Here is a 20,482-nt window from a genome sequence, read left to right on the forward strand (position 1 = left end):
CGGTTGTCGTACTCACTGTCGCTCCCAAAAGCTCGGTCCGACTGGTTCAAGGAAATCGCTCTGTGCGATGAGGTATCCCTCTGCGTCCACGGCAATGGGCAGCTGGGGGAGTGCGCGCTTGGCCGGTCCGAAGATGACCTTCGCGTGGTCTGCCACGTCGAACTGCGACTGGTGGCAGGGGCAGAGGAGGTGGTGCGTCTGCTGTTCGTAGAGTCCCACCGGGCACCCGACGTGCGTGCAGATCTTGGAGTACGCGACGATGCCGTCGTAGGACCAGCCGGCACGCTCGGGGGACTGGATGAGATCCTGCGGCTTCATGCGCACGAGGATCACCACCGACTTGGCCTTCTCCTCGAGCCGGCCGTGTTCGAGGTCCATCAGGCCCTCGGGGATCACGGCGAAGGAGGAGCCGAGGGTGACATCGGAGGCCTTGATCGGCGCGCCGGACGGGTCGAGTGCCAGCCTGGTGCCCTTCTCCCACATGGTCTGCTTGAGCAGGGCGACGGGGTCCTGGTCCTGCGGGGCGAGCCCGCGGAACAGCACCACCGCGGGCAGCGGGAAGACCACGAGCGCGCCGATGAGGCTGTTGCGGATGAGGGTGCGCCGGCCGAATCCGGACTCGGTGTTCGCTTCCTGGAAGATCTCCACGGCACGGGCCCGCGTTTCGTCGGAGCCGCGAACCGGGTGCCGTTCGTCGACGCCTTCTTCGTCGTGCATGAGCGCCTTGCCCCAGTGCACGGCACCGATGCCCAACGCCAGAAGTGCCAAGGCCAGGCCGACGCCGATGAACAGGTTGTTCAACCGCACGGAGCCCGGGTCCTCGGGCACGATGGGGAAGATCATGTACGCCGCGATGGCGAAAATGCTGCCGACGATCGACAGGTAGAACAGGGTGTACACCGTGCGCTCGGCGCGCTTCTCGGCGCGGGGGTCGAGGTCGGTGATGCGGGGCCGGTGCGGCGGGAAGCCGGGATTGGCCACGGCGTCACGCGCGACCACGGCGGTGCCGGCGGCGGCCGTGTCGTGCTCGACGCTCGAGGAGTCGGCAGCGGTCAGGTCCTTTCCGCTGGTCTCATCGCTGGCCATTGTTCTCCTTCGTGGGCGCTGTCTGTGCTGGTTGTGTCATGACCGGATGCCGATCAGTTCGATTTCGCCGTGATCCACACGGTCAGGGCCACAATGGCGCCCAGACCGAAGATCCAGAGGAAAAGGCCTTCGGACACCGGTCCGAGAGATCCAAGGGCGAATCCGCCCGGAGACGGGTTGTTCTCGACGTACTTGAGGTACGTGATGATGTCGCGCTTGTCTTCGGGAGAGATGTTCATGTCGTTGAACACCGGCATGTTCTGCGGGCCGGTGACCATGGCCTCGTAGATGTGCTGCGGGCTGACGCCATCCAGCGCGGGAGCGTACTTGCCCTCGGTGAGCGCGCCGCCGGCTCCAGCTACGTTGTGGCACATGGCGCAGTTGATCCGGAAGAGCTCGGCGCCGGAGGCGGCATCGCCGGCGGCATCGAGGTACTCGGCTTCGGGCACGGCGGGGCCGGGTGCAAGGGAAGCGACATAGGCGACGAGAGCCTGGGTCTGCTCCTCGGTGAACTGCACCGGCTTGACGATGGCCTGGGGGCCGTTGGCCTGCATGGGCATGCGTCCGGTGCCGACCTGGAAGTCGACGGAGGCGGCGCCGACGCCGATCAGGCTGGGACCGCTGCCGGTTCCGTCAGCGCTGAGCCCGTGGCAGGTGGCGCAGTTCGCGGCGAAGAGTTTTTCACCCTCGCTGACGGTCTGCTGCGACGCGGTTTCGGTCTGAGCAGTGGCGGTGCTGGTACTGATCATCGCGTAGGCGCCACCCGTGAAGAGCAGGCCGATCGCGATGAGGGCGACGCTCGCAAGCGGGCTGCGCCGGCCGGTGCGACGTGCGCGGCCGTTGGTAGGTTTCTGAGTCCTGGGCATACTGAGTGTGTCCGCTCCTGCTTGTTATTTAAGAACGTAGATGACCAGGAAGAGCCCGATCCAGACGACGTCGACGAAGTGCCAGTAGTACGAAACCACGATGGCGCTGGTGGCTTCCTTGTGACCGAAGTTCTTGACCGCGAAACCGCGACCGATCACGAGGAGGAAGGCGATGAGTCCACCGGTGACGTGGATGCCGTGGAATCCGGTGGTGAGGTAGAACGCCGACCCGTAGGCGTTGGAGGCCAGAGTGACGCCTTCCGACACGAGGGTGGCGTATTCCAGGACCTGACCGGACACGAAGATCGCTCCGAGCGCGTAGGTGAGGAAGAACCATTCGACCATGCCCCACTGGCTGGGCTTCCAGCCGGTGGACCGCGCCTGGAGGCGCTCCGCGGCGAAAACGCCGAACTGGCAGGTGATCGAGGAGGAGACCAGGATCAGCGTGTTCACCAGGGCGAAAGTGAAGTTGTGCTTGTCCGCCTCGAACTGCCACAGCTCCGGGGAGGTGGAGCGCAGAGTGAAGTAGATGGCGAAGAGGCCAGCGAAGAACATGACCTCACTGCCCAGCCACACAATGGTGCCAACCGCCACGCTGTTGGGCCTGTTCACTACGGGGATGGTCGCCCGGGGAGTAATTGAGGTCGTCGTCACCCTTCCATTATGACCGATTCCTCCACAGGTTTTTCTCAAGGTGAAGTGCCATAAGACCCTAATCTCAAAACTGGTACCCCATCCAGGGGCCGAAGTGCCGGAATTGCCGGGCAGGGTGCGGCGCCGCTTAAGCTGGGGACATGCTCGAATCCCAGTCCTGGCCCGCCGTTCTCGATGCCCTCTTGCGTGGAGAGGACCTGAGCGTGGCCGATGCCGCGTGGAGCATGGAACAAATCATGCTCGGCGAGGCGACCTCCGCCCAGCTCGCCGGTTTCCTGGTGGCGCTGCGGGCCAAGGGTGAAACTGTGAATGAGATCGTCGGTTTCCGTGATGCGATCCTGGACCACGCGGTACCGCTTGACGTCAATTCGATGGGCCTGGACATCGTGGGCACCGGGGGAGACCGGTTCGGCACCGTGAACGTATCGACTATGGCGTCGATTGTGTGTGCGGCGGCGGGGGTGCCGGTGATCAAGCACGGTAATCGTGCGGCCAGCTCGGCATCCGGTTCGTCGGACGTTCTGGCGGAGCTGGGCATCGACCTGACCCTGTCTGCTGAGACTGTAGCTGGAATCCTCGCTGCCACCGGCATCACGTTCGCCTACGCCGCAGCCTTCCACCCCGGTTTCCGCCACGCCGCCACGGTCCGAGCAGAGCTGGGGATTCCCACGGTGTTCAACTTCCTCGGCCCCCTCGTCAACCCGGCCAGGCCGGAGGCGTCCGCCGTCGGCGTGGCGAACCTCGACCGGGTGCCCCTGTTCGTCGGCGTGTTCCAGACCCGGGGCGCGTCGGCTCTGGTCTTCCGCGGGGACGACGGCCTCGACGAACTGACCACAACCGGGCACAGCCACGTGTGGGAGGTGTCACGGGGTCTGGTGACCGAGCATGACATTGACCCTCGCGAGCTCGGGATTCCGCGCGCCACCATGAGCCAGTTGGTCGGCGGCACGCCGGCGCACAACGCGGCCGTTGTGCACTCGGTTCTCGCCGGTGAGCGCGGTCCCGTGCGCGACATCGTGCTCCTGAATGCGGCAGCCGGCCTGGTGGCCTACGACCTCGCCCACGATCCCGCCCAGTCGCAGGTCAGCATCCTGGACCGCTTCCGGGCCAAGCTCACGGTGGCGGCAACGGCCATCGACTCGGGCGCCGGCACGGCGAAGCTGTCCCAGTGGGTGCAGGCCAGCCGAGCCTGAGCGGATCCGCCAGACGCTGACATGCCCGACCCGCTCTGCCACCCAGGGTTCCGGGGCGGCAGAGCGGGTCGGGCTGCAGTCCGTGCTCTGCGCCTTACAGGACGTCCTCGTCGACCCAGTCGAAGGTCTTGGTGACCGCCTTCTTCCAGTTCCGCAGCTGCCGGGCGCTCTCCTCAGCGCTCAGCTTGGGCGTCCAGCGGCTGTCCTCCTGCCAGTTGGCCCGCAGCTCGTCCAGCGTGCTCCAGAAACCCACCGCCAGGCCGGCCGCGTAGGCGGCGCCGAGCGCGGTGGTCTCCGCCACTACAGGGCGGATCACCGGCACGCCGATGATGTCGGCCTGGAACTGCATCAGCAGGTTGTTCTTGATCATGCCGCCGTCGACCTTGAGCTCCGTCAGCGGCACACCGGAATCGGCGTTGACCGCGTCGAGGACCTCGCGGGTCTGGAAGGCCGTGGCCTCCAGCGCCGCGCGGGCGATGTGGCCCTTGTTCACGAACCGGGTCAGGCCCACCAGTGCACCGCGGGCATCCGAACGCCAGTACGGCGCGAACAGGCCGCTGAACGCCGGCACGAAGTACGCGCCGCCGTTGTCGTCCACGGTCGCGGCAAGCGTCTCGATCTCCTCGGACGAGGTGATCATGCCCAGGTTGTCGCGCAGCCACTGCACCAGGGCGCCGGTGACGGCGATCGAGCCCTCCAGCGCATAGTGCGGCTCGGCGTCGCCGAGCTTGTAGCCCAGCGTGGTGAGCAGGCCGTTCTTGGAGTGGACGATTTCGGTGCCGGTGTTGAAGATGAGGAAGTTACCGGTGCCGTAGGTGTTCTTGGCCTCGCCCTGGTCGAACGCGGCCTGGCCGAACGTGGCGGCCTGCTGGTCACCGAGGATGCCGGCGATCGGCACCTCGCGCAGGAGGCTGTGCTCGTTCACGGTGCCGTAGACCTCCGACGAAGACCTGATCTCGGGCATCATCGACTTCGGCACGTTGAAGATGCTCAGGATCTCGTCGTCCCACTGCAGGGTCTCCAGGTCCATGAACAGGGTACGGCTGGCGTTGGTGACGTCGGTGGCGTGTACCCCGCCCTCCAGGCCGCCGGTGAGGTTCCAGAGGACCCAGGAGTCCGTGGTGCCGAACATCAGGTCGCCGGCCTCGGCCTTTTCCCGGGCGCCCTCGACGTTCTCCAGGATCCAGACGATCTTGGTGCCGGAGAAGTAGGTGGCCAGCGGCAGCCCGACCTTCTGCTTGAACCGCTCCACGCCGCCGTCCGCGGCGAGCCGGTCCACGATCGGCTGGGTGCGGGTGTCCTGCCAGACGATGGCGTTGTAAACCGGTTTTCCGGTGGTGCTGTCCCAGACCACGGCGGTCTCCCGCTGGTTGGTGATGCCGACAGCGGCAATGTCATGCCGGGTGAGGTTGGCCTTGGACAGGGCCTGGCCGATGACTTCACGGGTGTTGTCCCAGATCTCCATCGGGTTGTGCTCGACCCAGCCGGCTCTGGGGAAGATCTGCTCGTGCTCGAGCTGTCCGGTCGAGACGATGGATCCCGAGTGGTCGAAGATGATGGCGCGCGAACTCGTGGTGCCCTGGTCGATGGCGAGTACATACTGAGCCATGGTGTACCTCCTTGTACGTTGCGTAGTGGCTTGGACAAACTATAAAACCGACGGCGCGAAGACCGGCGGGCGATTTCGGTTCAGGTCCGACACAGCGAAGCAGGCCGGTCCGTGGAGGAGCCGGCCTGCCGCGGCTATGCCACGATGGGCAGCCAGATGAGCGACGCCCAGCCGGCCAAGACACCGCCGATAACGGGGCCGACCACGGGAACCCAGGAATAGGCCCAGTCCGACGAGCCCTTGCCCTTGATCGGCAGGATGAAGTGCGCGATCCGGGGGCTCAGGTCACGGGCAGGGTTGATGGCGTACCCGGTCGGGCCACCGAGCGAGACACCGATCACGAGAACCAGCAGCGCGACCGGCAGAGCGCCGAGCGCCGCAAGGCCGCCGGACTCGCCCTGGCGCCCACCGCCGAAGGCGATCACGACGAACACCAGCACGAAGGTGCCGATGATCTCGGTGACCAGGTTCCAGCCGTATGAGCGGATGGCCGGGCCGGTCGAGAAGGTGCCGAGCTTGTTGGCCGGCTCCGGCTCCTCGTCATAGTGCTGCTTGTAGGCCAGCCAGACGACCACGGCACCGAGGAACGCGCCGAGGAACTCACCGGCCAGGTAGACGAGCACGGAGAGGAAATTCACCGGAACTCCCAGACCGAATTCGGTGGCGCCCGACGCGACGAGGCCGAGGGTGACGGCCGGGTTGAGGTGGGCGCCCGAGTTATAGGCGACAATCACACCGGCGAAGACCGCAAAAGCCCATCCGATGGTCACCATGAGGAAACCGCCGCCGAAACCCTTGTTCTTCGTCAGGGCCACGTTGGCCACGACACCACAACCGAGGAGGACCAGCATCCCTGTGCCCAGCACCTCCGACAAAAACACTAGACCGATATTGTCCACGATGACCTTTCTCGTAAGAAGCGAGATGCCGGTTGAACCGGAGCAATCCCTTCGCGGTGAGCGATTTCGCAGTCACCATAGCGCGGCAAGGGCGTGAGCGAAATAGTCCCGGTGGGCCGCATCATCTGCCTCTTACCCAGACCGAGGGCAGCGCGTAGGTTGGGCAGGGAGCACGGTTGCGTGCCCGGCGCTGATGCTTGCGCCGATCGATCCCGACGAAACGAAGGAATGGTCATGAAAAAGCTTGTCAACGACCCGAAGAACGTTGTCGACGAAGCCGTCGCCGGTTTCGGTGCGGCGCACGCCGATATCGTGCGTGTCTCCCTGGACCCGGTGTTCATCGTGCGCGCGGACGCGCCGGTGGCCGGCAAGGTCGGCATCGTCAGCGGTGGCGGCAGCGGGCACGAGCCCCTGCACGGTGGTTTCGTCGGTCTCGGCATGCTGGATGCCGCCGTGCCCGGCGCCGTGTTCACCTCGCCCACTCCCGACCCGATCCTGGCAGCGACCAAGGCCGTCGACGGGGGAGCAGGGGTGCTGCACATCGTCAAGAACTACACCGGGGACGTTCTGAACTTCGAGACCGCGGCGGACCTGGCCGAAGCCGACGAGATCGAGGTGCGCACCGTCATCGTGAACGACGACGTCGCCGTGAAGGACTCGCTGTACACCGCCGGCCGGCGCGGCGTGGCCGGAACCGTTCTCGTCGAGAAGATCGCGGGGGCGGCCGCGGCCAGGGGCGATGACCTCACTGCCGTGGCCGCCGTGGCCGAGAAGGTGATCGGCCAGGTGCGCTCGATGGGGGTTGCACTCACCCCGTGTGTGGTGCCGCACGCCGGCGAGCCGAGCTTCACTCTGGCCGATGACGAGATTGAGATCGGTATCGGTATCCACGGCGAGCCCGGCCGCGAGCGGATCAAACTCGAACCGGCCGACGCGATCGTCGATCGGATCCTCGGTCCGATCCTGGACGACATCCCGTATGTGTCAGGGGACAAGGTGCTGCTCTTCGTCAACGGAATGGGCGGGACGCCACAGGTTGAGCTGTACATTGTATTCCGACGGGCCGCCGAGGTTCTCGCCGAGCGAGGCATCGAGGTGACACGCACGCTCGTCGGCAATTTCACAACGTCACTGGAGATGCAGGGCATGTCGATCACGGTTCTCAAACTCGACGACGAGTTGACCGCCCTGTGGGATGCTCCGGTGCACACGGCCGCACTGCGGTGGGGAAAGTAGGGAAGACCGTAATGAGCGTAGACGTCGCATGGGCCCAGGCCTGGATCAGGAGCAGCGCGCAGGTTCTGTCGGAGCACCGCGCCGAGTTGAACACCCTCGACCGGGAGATCGGTGACGGTGACCACGGCGAGAACATGGACAGGGGCTTCCAGGCCGTCCTTCCCAAGCTCGATGCCGTGCCAGACGCGGCCACTCCTGGAGAGCTGCTCAAGACGCTCGCGGCTACGCTCATTTCCACCGTCGGCGGCGCGGCGGGTCCGCTCTACGGGACCGCGTACCTCAAGGCCGCCGCCGCCGTCAGCGGGGCCGCCGAGCTGGACGGCCCGGCCGTTGTGGCCCTGCTGAGCGCGGGGCGGGACGGCATCGTGTTGCGCGGCAAGGCCGAATCAGGCGACAAGACCATGGTGGATGCCTGGACCCCGGCGGTGGACGCGGCCATCGAGGCCGAAGCCGCCGGGGCCGGCCCCGGCCTGATCCTGGCTGCCGCCGCGGACGCCGCCGAGGCCGGCGCCGTCGCGACCGAACCCTGGGTCGCGCGCAAGGGCCGGGCGAGTTATCTGGGTGAGCGGGCGATCGGCCATCGCGATCCTGGAGCCCAATCGACGGCGCTGATTCTGCGCTGTGCTGCCGATGCAGCCGCCCAGTCCTGACCATGGCGGAGAAGAGTGTGCCTGAACGCGGCGCCGCCGGGCCTCTGGTCGGTCTGGTGTTCGTGTCGCACAGCGCCGACATCGCTGCGGGCCTGGTGACGCTGGCCCGCCAGATGGCCCCCACCGTCACCCTCGTGGCTGCGGGCGGTACCGACGACGGCGGTATCGGCACCAGTTTCGACAAGATCGCCGCCGGCCTGGCGGAGGCCGACGCCGGGCGCGGCGTGGTGCTGCTCTGCGACCTGGGCTCGGCCATCCTGACCGCGGAGACCGCGCTGGATTTCCTCGACGACGAGGCGCGCCAGCGTGCGCGCCTCGCCGACGCCCCGCTGGTGGAGGGCGGTGTGGCCGCGGCGGTCGCCGCTGAGATCGGGGGAGACCTCGCGGCCGTCGTGGCGGCGGCCGAATCGGCCGGAGGCGGCTCCGCGGAGCCGGAGCCGGTTGAGGCACCTGCCGGGGGAGTTGCGCAGCCGGTCAGCCGCACGGTGATCCTGCGGAACCGGGACGGACTGCACGCCAGGCCGGCAGCGGATTTCGTGAAACTGGCCAGCGGGTTCGATGCCGAGGTCACCGTGAACGGGAAAGACGCGCACAGCCTGCTTGGCATCATGTCGCTGGGGCTGACCCGGGGGATGAGCGTGGAGATCTCGGGACCCGACGAGCGTTCCCGGGCGGCCGTGGATGCCCTGGCCGACCTGATCGAGACCGGCTTCGGCGAGGAGTAGCCGCGCGTTCCCGGCCCGGTTCCTAGCACCGGGGTGCCCGGTGGGCGTACGCTGTGCCCATGGTCAAGAATGAGAAATCCTCGACCCGGGCCGGTCGGAAGGGCCCGAGCCGTTTGTTCGACTGGGTGGAGGACCGCATCCGGCCGGCCTTCGAATCGCCGCCCGTCGGCACCTACAATGCGGCCGAGACCACGGGTCTGACCGAGTGCCCGGTCTGCGGTCGGCCGATGACCGAGCACACGATCGAGCACTCGGCCCACGACACGGTCCTGAATTGTCCGGTGCCGCACCCAGGGGCGTGGGACCGGGACGCCTTCGAGCCGGTCAACGAATTCGGCATGGTCATCCGCCGTCGCGGGAACGAGAGCGGCGCGAACTGATCGACCGCGGTTGTTCATCGACGGCGGTTGGTCACCGTCACGGTGACGATACTTGCCCGAGTGTCCAGCCGGCGGGAAACCGTCAATCTCGGGTTGAATCTCGGCCCCGATCTCAACTTGTTGACATAATGTGCATTATCGGTCACATATCGGTTCCGGGGAAAGGGCCGGAAAGTTGGTCGATTTGCCGTGAGCTCGGTCTGACGCCAGCTGTGTCGGCGTCAGCTGTGTCGACGCCAGCCGCGTCGTTGCCGGCCGCCTCGTAGCCAGTCGCCTCGCCGCCGGAATGCCGGCGTGTGCGCGGTGACGTGCTCCCTGACGCGCCGGACGAGCGTTGCCGCACCCCTTCCGAGCGCCTCGGGAGGCCAATACGCTTGTTATGTCAAGAAGACCGGTTTTGGATCAGGCTCCCACGTACGCCGCGAGGTGCTGGCCTGTCAGGGTGGACCGTGCGCTGACCAGGTCGGCCGGCGTGCCCTCGAAAACGATCCGGCCGCCGTCGTGGCCGGCACCGGGACCCAGGTCGATGATCCAGTCAGCGTGCGCCATCACCGCTTGGTGGTGTTCGACGACGATGACCGACTTGCCGGAGTCGACCAGGCGGTCGAGCAGGCCGAGGAGCTGTTCGACGTCGGCAAGGTGCAGCCCCGTCGTCGGCTCGTCGAGAACGTAGATGCCGCCCTTCTCCGAGAGATGAGTGGCCAGTTTCAGCCGCTGCCGCTCTCCCCCGGACAGCGTCGACAGCGGCTGACCCAGGCTGAGGTAACCGAGCCCGACGTCGGCCAGGCCGAGCAGAATGCCGTGTGCGGCAGGGAGCCGGGCCTCGCCGGCGCCGAAGAACTCCACGGCGTCGGTGACCGACATGGCGAGGACCTCGCTGATGTCACGGCCGCCGAGCCGGAACTCCAGCACCGACGCGTCGAACCTCTTGCCCTCACAGACCTCGCAGGTGGTCGAGACTGTCGCCATCGGGCCCAGGTCGGTGAAGATCACGCCGGCGCCGTTGCAGTTGGGGCAGGCGCCCTCGGAGTTGGAACTGAACAGAGCGGGCTTCACCCCGTTGGCCTTGGCGAAGGCCTTGCGGATCGGTTCGAGCAGCCCGGTGTAGGTGGCCGGGTTGCTCCGCCGCGAGCCGCGGATGCCGCCCTGGTCGATCGCCACCACGCCCGCGGCGGCCGGCACGGAGCCGTGCACGAGCGAACTCTTGCCCGAGCCGGCCACCCCGGTGATCACCACAAGCACGCCCAGGGGGATGTCGACGTCGACATCCTGCAGGTTGTGCGCCGTCGCACCCCGGATCTCCATCGCCCCGGCGGGCGTGCGCACGGTGTCCTTGACCCGGGCACGGTAGTCGAGGTGGCGGCCCGTCAGAGTGTCGCTGGACCGGAGCCCTTCGAGAGTCCCCTCGAAGCAGACCGAGCCGCCCGCCGTGCCGGCGCCGGGTCCCAGGTCGATGACGTGGTCGGCAATGGCGATCATCTCCGGCTTGTGCTCCACCACCAGGACGGTGTTGCCCTTGTCCCGCAGCCGCAGCAGCAGCTCGTTCATCCGCTGGATATCGTGCGGGTGCAGGCCGATGGTGGGCTCGTCGAAGACATAGGTGACATCCGTGAGCGAGGAACCGAGGTGCCGGATCAGCTTGGTGCGCTGCGCCTCACCACCGGACAGGGTGCCGGCCGGCCTGTCGAGCGAGAGATAGCCCAGACCGATCTCGGTGAACGAGTCGAACAGGTGCTGCAGCGCCGCCAGCAGCGGGGCCACCGACGGGTCGTCGACGGTGCGCACCCAGGCGGCGAGGTCGCTGATCTGCATCGCACAGGCCTCCGCGATGTTGACGCCGGCGATGCGGGAGGAGCGGGCGCCCTCGTTGAGCCGGGTGCCGCCGCAGTCCGGGCAGGTGGCGAAGGTGACGGCGCGGTCCACGAAGGCGCGGATATGCGGCTGCATGGCCTCGCGGTCCTTCGACAACATCGACTTCTGCACCTTGGGCACCAGGCCCTCGTAGGTCATATTGATGTCGCCGACCTTCACCTTGACCGGTTCCTTGTACAAGAAGTCCCGGAGCTCCTTCTGGGTGTACTCGCGGATCGGCTTGTCGGCGTCGAGGAAGCCCGAGCCGGTGAAGATTCGCACGCCCCAGCCGTCCGCGGTGTAGCCGGGGATGGTGAGTGCGCCCTCGTTCAGCGACTTCGAGTCGTCGTACAGCTGGGTGAGGTCGATGTCGTTGACCGTGCCCATCCCCTCGCAACGGGGGCACATACCGCCGGTGACGGTGAAGCTGCGCCGCTCCTTGACGGTGATGCCGCCCTTCTCCATGGTGACCGCTCCGGCGCCCGAGATTGAGGCCACGTTGAAGGAGAACGCCTGCGGCGGGCCGAGGTGCGGCTGGCCGAGCCGGCTGAACAGGATGCGCAGCAGCGCGTTGGCGTCGGTGGCGGTGCCCACCGTGGAGCGGGCGTTGGCGCCCATCCGCTCCTGGTCCACGATGATCGCCGTGGTCAGTCCGCTGAGCACGTCCACATCCGGCCGAGCCAGCGATGGCATGAAGCCCTGCAGGAAGGCGCTGTAGGTCTCGTTGATCATCCGCTGCGACTCCGCGGCGATGGTGCTGAACACCAGCGAACTCTTGCCGGAGCCGGAGACACCGGTGAACACCGTCAGGCGACGCTTGGGGATGTCGACGCTGATGTTCTTGAGGTTGTTCTCCCGCGCACCTTGCACCCGGATCAGATCGTGACTGTCCGCAACGACGGCGGACGACTGGGGGGACGGTGAAGCGGAAGCGGTCATCGTGTCTCCAAAGAAAAGCAGAGCAGTCGACGCTGGGCGGCCGACCAGTTCCGAGCATACGACAGGGTCTCCCCCGCCACAGAGAGTTCCCGCCGGCGGTCGCGGGTATATCCGGATCCGCGCCATCGGATTAGTTTGGCGTGCATGACCAACACCGTCGGACCCACCAGCGCCGTCTTCGCCATCACCGTCGACCCGCGGCAGCTGTCGCCGCGGGAGATCAGCGGTATCCGGGTGGCTTTCGCGGTGAGCGGGGTCGTGGCACTAGCGATCGGCACGATTCTGTTGGTCTGGACCGAGGCGACCCTTTCGGTGATCGCGGTGCTGTTCGGGCTCTACTTCGTGATCAGCGGTGTCGTCCGGATCGTGCGCGGGGCGGCGAGCACCGGGTCGTCGGCCGGCGGTCGGGTGCTCAACATAGTCCTCGGTGTCCTGGTGTTGATCCTGGGCATCCTGGCGATCCGCAACCCCGAGGGGTCGCTGGCGGTGCTGGGCCTGCTGGTCGGCATCGTGTGGATCGTCGAAGGGGTGGCGGCGCTGGTGGAGTTCACCACCGATTCGAGTCGCTGGCCCGGAATCGTGCTGGGCGTGGTGGGCATCCTGGCCGGCGTGATCGTGCTGTTCGCGCCCGTGGCGACCATCGGCGTGCTCGTCACGATCGGCGGCATCATGCTGATCGTCTCGGGGCTCGTGCAACTGGTCCGCGGCTTCACCTTCGGGCGTGGCGTCGCCGCGTGAGAGCTGCCCTGACTAGCTGGTGAAGTCGGAGGTGTCGCCGACGTACCGGGTGTTGTTCGCCGGCACAGGCTCGACGGCGGCCAGGACGATCTCAGCGGCGAACTCGCTCACGTTGTACAGCTTGCCGGCGGAATCCTGGCGGGCGCTGATCGCGCCCGGGTTCGCCCGCTCGAGCAGGACGGCCGTGATGGTGCCCTGGATCATGTCGCCGGAGACGACGACGAAGCCGATGCCGGCCTCCGCCAGCTCGGGGATCACCGCGCGGAGGGCGTCCTCGCCGGCGCGCTTGCTGCGGGCCACCGGCTCGTAGACGGCGACGTTCGACGCCGTGTCCACGAAGTGAGCCTGGTGGCTGGTGATGAACACCACACGGGCGCCGTCGCTGAGCAGCGGCACGGCGGCGGTGAGCAGGTTCACCTGGGCATCCCGGTTCAGCTGCATGGCGTAATCCTCGGCCATTCCGGACTCCATGCCGCCGGAGGCATTCATCACCAGGATGTCCAGTCCGCCGTATTCGGCGCGGATGGTGTCGAACATCGCCGAGACGGACTCGGCGTCGGTGAGGTCCGCGGCCACGGTGATGGCGGTCCCGCCGGCGGCGCGGATGGCGTCAGCCAGCTTGTTGGCCCGCGCTTCCTTGTTCCGGTAGTTGATGACGACCTTCGCGCCGGCTTCGGCGAAATAGGCGACGGTGTCGGCTCCGATCCCCCGGGACGAGCCCGTGACGAGGATGCGCTTTCCCGAAAGGCTGCCGGGCTGGAGGGGATTCATCGATGGTGTGCTCACGGTCATAAAGACTACCAACATGCCCCACACCTCCAAGTGCTAGCGTCGTGTGCAACCGACGCTTAGAGGGGCGGCGACATGGTGGATTTGACCGACTACCTGTGGATCGTGTGGCTGGTGTTCATCCTGGTCTGCGTGATCATCGAGCTGCTCACCCTGGATTTCACGTTTCTGATGATCGCCGTCGGCAGTGTGGCCGGGCTGGGAGCGAACCTGCTCGGCTGGGACTGGTGGGTCCAGATCCTCGTCGCCGGCGCGGTATCGGTGCTGCTCCTGCTGCTCATCCGCCCGGTATTGCTGCGCCTGATGAACAGGAACGCCACGTCGGTGCCGCCGAGCAATGTCGCCGCCCTGATCGGCATGGGCGGACGGGTGTCCTCAACTGTGGCCGACCTGGGCGGCCTGGTCAGGCTCGACAACGGCGAGACCTGGACCGCCCGCCTCTCCCCCGGCGGGACGCCCGCCCGCATCGATCCCGGAGAGCGGGTGCGGGTGTCCGCCATCGAAGGTTCCACAGCGGTTGTCGTCCCCGACGAAAGGATCACCTAACGTGCCCAGTCTCGATCAGCTCCTTGTCCAGATCTTCGTGGTGGTGCTCATCCTCGTCGTCCTGGTCTTCGTGGTGGTGGTGCTCGTGCGCACCATTCGCATCATCCCGCAGGCCAGCGCCGGTGTCGTCGAGCGCCTCGGCAAGTACCACAAGACGCTGATGCCCGGGCTCAACATCCTGGTGCCGTTCATCGACCGGGTGCGTCCGCTCATCGACATGCGCGAACAGGTGGTGTCCTTCCCTCCGCAACCGGTGATCACCGAGGACAACCTGGTCGTCTCGATCGATACCGTCGTGTACTTCCAGGTGACGGATGCACGCGCCGCCACCTACGAGATCGCGAACTACCTCGGTGCGGTGGAACAGCTCACCACGACCACGCTCCGCAACGTGGTCGGCGGGCTCAACCTTGAAGAGGCACTGACCAGCCGCGACAACATCAACGGTCAACTACGGATCGTGCTGGACGAGGCGACCGGAAAATGGGGTATCCGGGTCGGCCGGGTCGAGCTGAAGGCCATCGACCCGCCGCACTCGATCCAGGACTCGATGGAGAAGCAGATGCGAGCGGAACGGGACCGCCGGGCGTTGATCCTCACGGCGGAGGGCACCAAACAGTCCGCGATCCTCACCGCCGAGGGTGCCCGGCAGGCGGCGATCCTGCAGGCCGAGGGCCAGGCCAAGGCCGCCGTGCTGCGCGCTCAGGGAGAAGCCGAGGCCATCACCACAGTCTTCAAGGCCATCCACGATGGCGACCCCGACCCGAAGCTCCTCGCCTATCAGTACCTGCAAACCCTGCCGAAGCTCGCCGACGGCAGCGCGAACAAGCTCTGGATCGTGCCGAGCGAGTTGACCGAGGCGATGAAGGGCATCGGACGGGCCTTCGGACCGAATCCGGTCCCCGGGTCCCACCCGGGCGCCGTCGCCGATTCCCCCGCGGCCGGAGAAGGCACCGGGCGCGGCCATGACGGCTGACCGGGCGACGTTCCTGTCACCACCGGGGCCGCGGATCCTGGCCCACCGGGGCCTGAGCACTCAGGCGCCCGAGAACACGCTGCTCGCCTTCCTGCAGGCCATCGCGCACGGGGCGACGCACTTGGAGACGGATGTGCACGCCAGCCGCGACGGAGTCGCCGTGATCAGCCACGACCCGGTCCTGCCCGATGGAGCCGCCGTGAACGAGCTCACGATGGCGCAGCTCGGCCGGGTCGACCTGGGCGAGGGGCAGAACTACTGCTCGCTGGCGGAGGCGCTGGCCGCTTTCCCTCAGGCGCGGTTCAACATCGACGTCAAGTCCGCCGACGCTGTGCTGCCGACCGCGCGGGCCATCCGGGCGACGTCGGCCTCCCGCCGGGTGCTCCTCACCTCCTTTTCTGAGAGCCGGCGCCGCCGGGTGCTCCGCGAGGTCCCCGGCGCGGCGACGTCCGCCTCAGCGCAGGGGGTTGTGCTGATGCTGGCCGCCCTCACCCTCCGGCAACACTGGGCCCTCCCCCGCATCCTGCGCGGGATCGACGCCATCCAGGTGCCGATCAACGCCGGACGGCTACGTATTGTCACCCCGCGGGTGGTCAGGCACATGCATGCAATCGGGGTGGAGGTGCACGTCTGGACCGTGAACGACCCCGCGCTGATGGGCCGGCTGCTCGAGCTGGGTGTGGACGGCCTCGTCACCGACCGCTGTGACCTCGCCGCCCACGTGGTCGCGCGCCTGTAATGTGCGACGCTGAGGGCGACACGCCGAGGAAGGCAGGCCGATTCTGAGAGATCCCCGCGAGAACGGCAGTAACGGAAAGATAACGTCCAGCTTGATGGTTTACAACTAGGAGAGCATCGCGAGAGGAGACCACACGATGGCAGATCGTAGTTTGCGTGGCATGAGGTTGGGTTCACAGAGCCTGCAGAGCGAAGAGGGTGTGACCTTTTCCCCACGCGTGAGTCACACGTACTTGTGTGCAACGTGCGAGCGCGAGACGGTGATGATTTTCTCCGCCGAGGCTGAGGCGCCGGACGAATGGGAGTGCCGATTCTGCTCCCAGACCGCGACCCGGTTGGTCGATTCGAAGCCCGTGGTCGTCGACCACTCCGACGAAAAGATCGCCCGCACCCACTGGGACATGCTCCTGGAACGTCGCACAAGGGCCGAGCTTGAAGAGCTGTTGGAGGAGCGCCTCACGGTTCTTCGCCAGCGTCGCGGCCAGAAGGTCGGCGCGTAGCCCATCCCCGCGGGAGTCTTGCTCCCGCACCATACCTGACGGCGCCGGCTAACCCCGGCGCCGTTTGCGTATTCTGGCGCGGTCGGCGCGCAGGTGCACCGCGGCCAGCCGAGGGCCGGAATCAGTCTTCCCCAGCGCCCGGGCAGAGAACAGGCAGAGCAGAACCCCCGCAAGGCCGAGGCCGGAGACGAACCACTCCAACGGGCGGCCGATGCTCATCGCCGGCGTATCCGTGACGCTCAACGGTACGGTCTGCACCATCGCCCCTGGCTCCCAGGTCGGCAGGCTGTCCAGTGACTCACCGTCCGGTGTGATGATCGCGCTGGTTCCGACGGTCGAGATGTTCACCACGGTGCGACCGGCCTCGATCGCCCGAAGGCGGGCGATCGCCAGCTGTTGCACGGACTCGTCGGTGCGACCGAAGTCTGCATTGTTGGTCTGGGCCAGGATGATCTCGGCGTTGTCGCGGATCATCTCGTGCACCAGCTGGTCATCGGCGATATCGAAGCAGATGGCGATGCCGGCGATGATGCCGTCGATGTCGAAGACGTTGTCCCTGGTGCCGATTTCGTAGTCGCGGGAGACAAGGTCGATCAGGTCGGGGGCGAACGGCCGCCAGAAGGCCCGGTCCGGCATGTACTCGGCGAAGGGAACCGGGTGAACCTTGTCGTAGAGGTCGACGGCGCCCTCGCCGGCCTTCCAGAGCAGTGAGGTGTTGTAGAACTTGCCGTCGCGCTCGGTGATGGTGCCCGCGATCAGCGGGGCGTCCATGACCCGGCTGATGTAGTCGGCCGCCCTGGCCGAATCTGCCGATCGGAGCGGGTCCACGTCGATGCCGTTTTCCGGCCAGACGACGAAGTCCACCTGTTCGCCCACGAGCGGCAGGGTGGCCGAGATATGGTCGTTCAGGATCTGACCGGGTGCGTTCTGGGCGAACAGGCCGGCATCCGAGGCCCCTTGCACGGCGGCGATGCGGGCTGTGCCGCTCTGCAGGGTCGGCCAGGCCGGGAATGCCAGCAGGAGGGCGACAGCCGCCACGGCGATCGCCGACCTGGCCGACACCCGCACACCGGGCTCCCGGCACAGCTGCACGGCCAGGGCGCTCAGCCACACCATCACGAAGCTGAGACCGGACATTCCGACCCAGGCGACGAGCCCGTTGAACGGGCTCTCCGACTGGGAGATGGCGACGCGGCCCCACGCGAAGCCGCCGTAGGGCCACACTGCCGAGATCGCCTCGCGGGCCGTCCACAACCCGGCGACGACAACGGGGAGGACACCGAGCCGCCCGGTGACGGAGGGCCAGACCCTCGGTCCGAGGTTCAGGACCACCGCGGTGAGGGCCAGGCCCACCCCGAAGAAGATCGCTTGGAGTCCGGCCAGCGCCAGCCACGGCACAGGGCCGAGGTAAAGGGTGAGCCAGCTGATGTGGATCAGCCAGAACGACAGGCCGGCCACCAGGCCCACGACGAGGCCGGTCCAGAGCCCCCGCCCCAGCAGGGCCAGGAGCATTAGGGCCACCCCGACCGGAGCGAGGAACCACCAGGATCGATCCGGGAAGGCCCCGTCCAGGATGGCGCCGGCGCCGACGGCAAGCAGGAGCGCCGCCCAGAGGGGCAGGCCGGTGCTGCGCTGTAGACCTGTCTTCACTTCAACAGCCTAAGCGACCGAGGAATACGCGACGATGCCCCGGCGGATGGAGTCCATCGCCACCCGGGCGGTGCGGCCGACCGGGCCGTCTGCGACGAGCGAGAGCTGATCGAGCAGATCGATGGTCTGCTTGGTCCACCGGACGAAGTCGCCGGCGGCCATCTCCGCCTCCTCCAGGACCAGGCCGAGCGAGTCCCCGCGCGCCCACTTCCACATCGCCAGGCTCAGGCCGCCGGCGAGGGGGTTGCTGCCGGGCAGTTTGTGGTCGCGTTCGAGGTCGTCGAGCTGACTCCAGAGGATCTGCGTGGCATCCAGCGCCGGCCGGAACGAGCCCTTGGGCAGGAATCGTTCGTGAGTCTCGCCCTCGTCACGACGGGGTTCGAAGACCAGGGCGCAGGCCATCGCGGCCAGGCTGGGCGCATCGAGCGAGTTCCAGAGGCCACGGCGCAGGGACTCGGCCACGAGCAGGTCCCGGTCGGCGTAGATCCGGCGGAGAATCCGGCCGCTTTCGCTCAGGGTCACGGCGCGGCCCTCACCGGGTACGAGGTAGCCGAAGCCGAGAAGCACATCGGTCACCCGGTCGAAGACCCGGGCGACGGCACCGGTCCTGGCCGTGATCTGGCTGGTCAGTGCCTCGGTCTCCCTGGTAAGTTTCCACCAGCGCTGCGCCCAGCGGGCGTGCGCCTCGCGCTCGGGGCAGCTGTGGCAGGGGTGCGCTCGCATCCGCTTGCGCAGCGCGGCCAGTTCTTTCTGTCGTCGGTCCCGGCCGCGCGCGTTCGAGTCCGCGGCGGCGTTCTCCCGTTCGAGGTCGCTCAGGCGCCGCCGGATACCGGAGTATTCGGTGAAGTCGCCCAGGTGGCAGGCCATCGACGTGGCGTATCCGTCGAGCGAGCTCTGCTGCTGCCGCACCCGGCGGGCCAGGTCGACGACGGCACGGTCCGCCTGGAATTGGGCGAAGGAGGACTCCAGGACCTCCCGGGTGCGCTCCCGGCCGAACTGGTCGATGAGGTTCACGGCCATGTTGTAGGTCGGCTTGAAGCTGGAGTTCAGCGGGTAGGTGCGCCGCGAGGCCAGGGACGCGACGGCCTGCGGGTCCAGGCCCTGCTGCCACTGGATGACGGCGTGCCCCTCAACGTCGATGCCGCGGCGGCCGGCCCGGCCGGTGAGCTGGGTGTACTCCCCCGGTGTGATGGGCACCCGCGCCTCGCCATTGAACTTCTCGAGCTTGTCCAGGACCACGGTTCGGGCGGGCATGTTGATGCCCAGCGCCAGCGTTTCGGTGGCGAATACCGCCTTGACCAGCTTTTTCTGAAAGAGTTCCTCGACGACTTCCTTGAACGCCGGCAGCATGCCGGCGTGGTGGGCGGCCACGCCGCGTTCCAGCCCGTCCAGCCATTCCCAGTAACCGAGCACCGCGAGGTCCTCGTCGAGCAGGGTGCGGCAGCGTTCGTCGACGATCTGCCGGATCTCCTCGCGTTCGGCGGTGTCGGTCAGGCGCACGCCGGCGCGGAGGACCTGGCGCACGGCCTGGTCGCAGCCGACCCGGCTGAAGATGAAGAAGATCGCCGGCAGCAGGTGCTTGCCCTCGAGCATCCGCACGATTTCGGCGCGGTCCATGCGCCCGGACTCGGCCTGCGCGCGTTGCTGGTGATACCGGCTCTGGTTCGGCCCGCGGCGGCCACCGCCGGACCGGTCCGAGAGCGGGCGGCCACCGGACTGGGCCAGCCGGACCAACTCAGGGTTCACCCGGTGGGTCGCGGCCAGGCCGGACGAGTCGAACAGGTCGAGCATCTTGCTCTTGACCAGCACATGCTGGTCCAGCGGCACCGGCCGTTCTTCGGAGACGATGACGTCGGTGTCGCCGCGAACGGCCTGCAGCCAGTCGCCGAACTCCTCGGCGTTGGAGACCGTCGCGCTCAGCGACACCATCCGCACCGCCTGCGGCAGGTGGATGATGACTTCTTCCCAGACCGCCCCGCGGAAGCGGTCGGCGAGGTAGTGCACCTCGTCCATGATCACAAAGGCGAGGTTGTGCAGCAGGTCGGAGTCGGCGTAGAGCATGTTGCGCAGCACTTCGGTGGTCATCACCACGATCCGGGCGCCGGCATTGACGTTGGTGTCGCCGGTGAGCAGGCCCACCTGGTCTGCCCCGTACTCGGCGACGAGCTCCTGGAACTTCTGGTTGCTCAGCGCCTTCATCGGTGCGGTGTAGAAGACCTTGGCCGTGGGCTGCTGCATGGCCAGATAGATCGCGAACTCGGCCACGACGGTCTTGCCGGCGCCGGTGGGGGCGGCAACCAGGACACTGTTGCCGGCCTCGAGGGAGGCGCCGGCGGCGAGTTGGAACGAATCCAGGTCGAACCGCAAGCCGCGCCGGAAAGCCTCGAGTTTCGGGTTCTGCGCCCGGAGGCGGGCTGCCGTGTACCGGTCCGCCGGTGACTGAAGGTCTGTCATCTG

General features: G+C 67.3%; 19 protein-coding genes. 10 read left to right on the forward strand and 9 right to left on the reverse strand.

The window, feature by feature from the left end:
* Positions 1–12 precede the first annotated feature (12 nt).
* Genes qcrA through ctaE form a run of 3 tightly spaced genes read right to left on the reverse strand, consistent with a single transcriptional unit; the run spans position 13 to position 2,606 of the window.
* Positions 13–1,086, reverse strand: a complete 1,074-nt coding sequence (gene qcrA, locus E3T61_RS02115) for a cytochrome bc1 complex Rieske iron-sulfur subunit (RefSeq protein ID WP_134639282.1) — start codon at positions 1,084–1,086, stop codon at positions 13–15.
* Positions 1,087–1,139: 53 nt separating this feature from the next.
* Positions 1,140–1,952 (reverse strand): cytochrome bc1 complex diheme cytochrome c subunit, encoded by an 813-nt coding sequence (qcrC, locus tag E3T61_RS02120; RefSeq protein ID WP_134639283.1) that lies wholly within the window; start codon positions 1,950–1,952, stop codon positions 1,140–1,142.
* A gap of 24 nt (positions 1,953–1,976) precedes the next feature.
* Complete coding sequence (gene ctaE / locus E3T61_RS02125; protein ID WP_420898459.1) at positions 1,977–2,606, reverse strand: aa3-type cytochrome oxidase subunit III; 630 nt, start codon at positions 2,604–2,606, stop codon at positions 1,977–1,979.
* 140 nt (positions 2,607–2,746) lie between these two features.
* Between ctaE and trpD the strand changes: the two genes are divergently transcribed.
* The gene (trpD, locus tag E3T61_RS02130) at positions 2,747–3,799 is read left to right on the forward strand and encodes an anthranilate phosphoribosyltransferase (protein WP_134639284.1); all 1,053 of its coding nucleotides are present in this window, start codon (positions 2,747–2,749) and stop codon (positions 3,797–3,799) included.
* Between the two features lie 94 nt (positions 3,800–3,893).
* On the opposite strand, the gene glpK is transcribed toward trpD, so the two are convergent.
* Entirely contained in the window at positions 3,894–5,408 is a 1,515-nt protein-coding gene (gene glpK / locus E3T61_RS02135) for a glycerol kinase GlpK (protein WP_134639285.1), read from the reverse strand.
* 134 nt (positions 5,409–5,542) lie between these two features.
* Positions 5,543–6,259: an MIP/aquaporin family protein gene (locus E3T61_RS02140; protein ID WP_241992367.1), complete on the reverse strand. Its 717-nt coding sequence runs from the start codon at positions 6,257–6,259 to the stop codon at positions 5,543–5,545.
* 282 nt (positions 6,260–6,541) lie between these two features.
* On the opposite strand from E3T61_RS02140, the gene dhaK reads away from it, so the two are divergent.
* Genes dhaK through E3T61_RS02160 form a run of 4 tightly spaced genes read left to right on the forward strand, consistent with a single transcriptional unit; the run spans position 6,542 to position 9,298 of the window.
* Entirely contained in the window at positions 6,542–7,543 is a 1,002-nt protein-coding gene (dhaK, locus tag E3T61_RS02145; protein ID WP_134639287.1) for a dihydroxyacetone kinase subunit DhaK, read from the forward strand.
* Positions 7,544–7,554: 11 nt separating this feature from the next.
* Positions 7,555–8,193 carry a dihydroxyacetone kinase subunit DhaL gene (dhaL, locus tag E3T61_RS02150; protein WP_134639288.1) on the forward strand — a complete coding sequence of 213 codons (639 nt, stop codon included), beginning with the start codon at positions 7,555–7,557 and terminating at the stop codon, positions 8,191–8,193.
* Between the two features lie 2 nt (positions 8,194–8,195).
* A complete protein-coding gene (gene dhaM, locus E3T61_RS02155) occupies positions 8,196–8,918 on the forward strand; it encodes a dihydroxyacetone kinase phosphoryl donor subunit DhaM (RefSeq protein WP_134639289.1) in 723 nt (240 codons plus the stop codon).
* Between the two features lie 59 nt (positions 8,919–8,977).
* Entirely contained in the window at positions 8,978–9,298 is a 321-nt protein-coding gene (locus E3T61_RS02160; RefSeq protein WP_134639290.1) for a hypothetical protein, read from the forward strand.
* A gap of 402 nt (positions 9,299–9,700) precedes the next feature.
* Here E3T61_RS02160 and E3T61_RS02165 read toward each other — a convergent pair whose 3' ends face one another.
* Complete coding sequence (locus E3T61_RS02165; RefSeq protein ID WP_134639291.1) at positions 9,701–12,088, reverse strand: ATP-binding cassette domain-containing protein; 2,388 nt, start codon at positions 12,086–12,088, stop codon at positions 9,701–9,703.
* Between the two features lie 144 nt (positions 12,089–12,232).
* Here E3T61_RS02165 and E3T61_RS02170 point away from each other — a divergent pair, with 144 nt between their 5' ends.
* Positions 12,233–12,826 (forward strand): HdeD family acid-resistance protein, encoded by a 594-nt coding sequence (locus tag E3T61_RS02170; RefSeq protein WP_134639292.1) that lies wholly within the window; start codon positions 12,233–12,235, stop codon positions 12,824–12,826.
* Positions 12,827–12,838: 12 nt separating this feature from the next.
* Here E3T61_RS02170 and E3T61_RS02175 read toward each other — a convergent pair whose 3' ends face one another.
* Positions 12,839–13,633, reverse strand: a complete 795-nt coding sequence (locus E3T61_RS02175; RefSeq protein WP_241992349.1) for an SDR family oxidoreductase — start codon at positions 13,631–13,633, stop codon at positions 12,839–12,841.
* A 57-nt stretch (positions 13,634–13,690) separates the two neighbouring features.
* Here E3T61_RS02175 and E3T61_RS02180 point away from each other — a divergent pair, with 57 nt between their 5' ends.
* The 4 genes from E3T61_RS02180 to E3T61_RS02195 all read left to right on the forward strand — a co-directional run bounded on the left by E3T61_RS02180 (position 13,691) and on the right by E3T61_RS02195 (position 16,375).
* Positions 13,691–14,161, forward strand: a complete 471-nt coding sequence (locus tag E3T61_RS02180) for an NfeD family protein (RefSeq protein WP_134639293.1) — start codon at positions 13,691–13,693, stop codon at positions 14,159–14,161.
* A gap of 1 nt (position 14,162) precedes the next feature.
* Positions 14,163–15,137, forward strand: a complete 975-nt coding sequence (locus E3T61_RS02185) for an SPFH domain-containing protein (protein WP_134639294.1) — start codon at positions 14,163–14,165, stop codon at positions 15,135–15,137.
* On the forward strand, positions 15,127–15,876 hold the full coding sequence (locus E3T61_RS02190) for a glycerophosphodiester phosphodiesterase family protein (RefSeq protein WP_134639295.1): 750 nt from the start codon (positions 15,127–15,129) through the stop codon (positions 15,874–15,876). Before E3T61_RS02185 ends, E3T61_RS02190 begins: the two co-directional genes overlap by 11 nt.
* A 136-nt stretch (positions 15,877–16,012) precedes the next feature.
* On the forward strand, positions 16,013–16,375 hold the full coding sequence (locus tag E3T61_RS02195) for an RNA polymerase-binding protein RbpA (RefSeq protein ID WP_130177507.1): 363 nt from the start codon (positions 16,013–16,015) through the stop codon (positions 16,373–16,375).
* Positions 16,376–16,423: 48 nt separating this feature from the next.
* Here the strand turns inward: E3T61_RS02195 and lnt are convergent, their stop codons facing one another.
* Together lnt and E3T61_RS02205 are read right to left on the reverse strand one after the other, a co-directional pair.
* Entirely contained in the window at positions 16,424–18,025 is a 1,602-nt protein-coding gene (gene lnt / locus E3T61_RS02200) for an apolipoprotein N-acyltransferase (protein WP_174776972.1), read from the reverse strand.
* A gap of 9 nt (positions 18,026–18,034) precedes the next feature.
* Positions 18,035–20,479, reverse strand: a complete 2,445-nt coding sequence (locus E3T61_RS02205) for a DEAD/DEAH box helicase (protein ID WP_134639296.1) — start codon at positions 20,477–20,479, stop codon at positions 18,035–18,037.
* Positions 20,480–20,482: the final 3 nt, after the last annotated feature.

Source organism: Cryobacterium lactosi (genome assembly GCF_004403945.1).
GTDB lineage: Bacteria > Actinomycetota > Actinomycetes > Actinomycetales > Microbacteriaceae > Cryobacterium > Cryobacterium lactosi.

Bases quoted from the DNA above. Each gene is read 5' to 3' on its own strand.
- E3T61_RS02195 (WP_130177507.1), top strand. From the start codon at position 16,013: ATGGCAGATCGTAGTTTGCGTGGCATGAGGTTGGGTTCACAGAGCCTG.
- E3T61_RS02180 (WP_134639293.1), top strand. From the start codon at position 13,691: ATGGTGGATTTGACCGACTACCTGTGGATCGTGTGGCTGGTGTTCATC.
- dhaL (WP_134639288.1), top strand. From the start codon at position 7,555: ATGAGCGTAGACGTCGCATGGGCCCAGGCCTGGATCAGGAGCAGCGCG.
- trpD (WP_134639284.1), top strand. From the start codon at position 2,747: ATGCTCGAATCCCAGTCCTGGCCCGCCGTTCTCGATGCCCTCTTGCGT.
- E3T61_RS02170 (WP_134639292.1), top strand. From the start codon at position 12,233: ATGACCAACACCGTCGGACCCACCAGCGCCGTCTTCGCCATCACCGTC.
- E3T61_RS02205 (WP_134639296.1), bottom strand. From the start codon at position 20,479: ATGACAGACCTTCAGTCACCGGCGGACCGGTACACGGCAGCCCGCCTC.
- E3T61_RS02160 (WP_134639290.1), top strand. From the start codon at position 8,978: ATGGTCAAGAATGAGAAATCCTCGACCCGGGCCGGTCGGAAGGGCCCG.
- E3T61_RS02140 (WP_241992367.1), bottom strand. From the start codon at position 6,259: ATGCTGGTCCTCCTCGGTTGTGGTGTCGTGGCCAACGTGGCCCTGACG.
- E3T61_RS02190 (WP_134639295.1), top strand. From the start codon at position 15,127: ATGACGGCTGACCGGGCGACGTTCCTGTCACCACCGGGGCCGCGGATC.
- qcrC (WP_134639283.1), bottom strand. From the start codon at position 1,952: ATGCCCAGGACTCAGAAACCTACCAACGGCCGCGCACGTCGCACCGGC.
- qcrA (WP_134639282.1), bottom strand. From the start codon at position 1,086: ATGGCCAGCGATGAGACCAGCGGAAAGGACCTGACCGCTGCCGACTCC.
- E3T61_RS02175 (WP_241992349.1), bottom strand. From the start codon at position 13,633: ATGTTGGTAGTCTTTATGACCGTGAGCACACCATCGATGAATCCCCTC.
- dhaM (WP_134639289.1), top strand. From the start codon at position 8,196: ATGGCGGAGAAGAGTGTGCCTGAACGCGGCGCCGCCGGGCCTCTGGTC.
- E3T61_RS02165 (WP_134639291.1), bottom strand. From the start codon at position 12,088: ATGACCGCTTCCGCTTCACCGTCCCCCCAGTCGTCCGCCGTCGTTGCG.
- dhaK (WP_134639287.1), top strand. From the start codon at position 6,542: ATGAAAAAGCTTGTCAACGACCCGAAGAACGTTGTCGACGAAGCCGTC.
- glpK (WP_134639285.1), bottom strand. From the start codon at position 5,408: ATGGCTCAGTATGTACTCGCCATCGACCAGGGCACCACGAGTTCGCGC.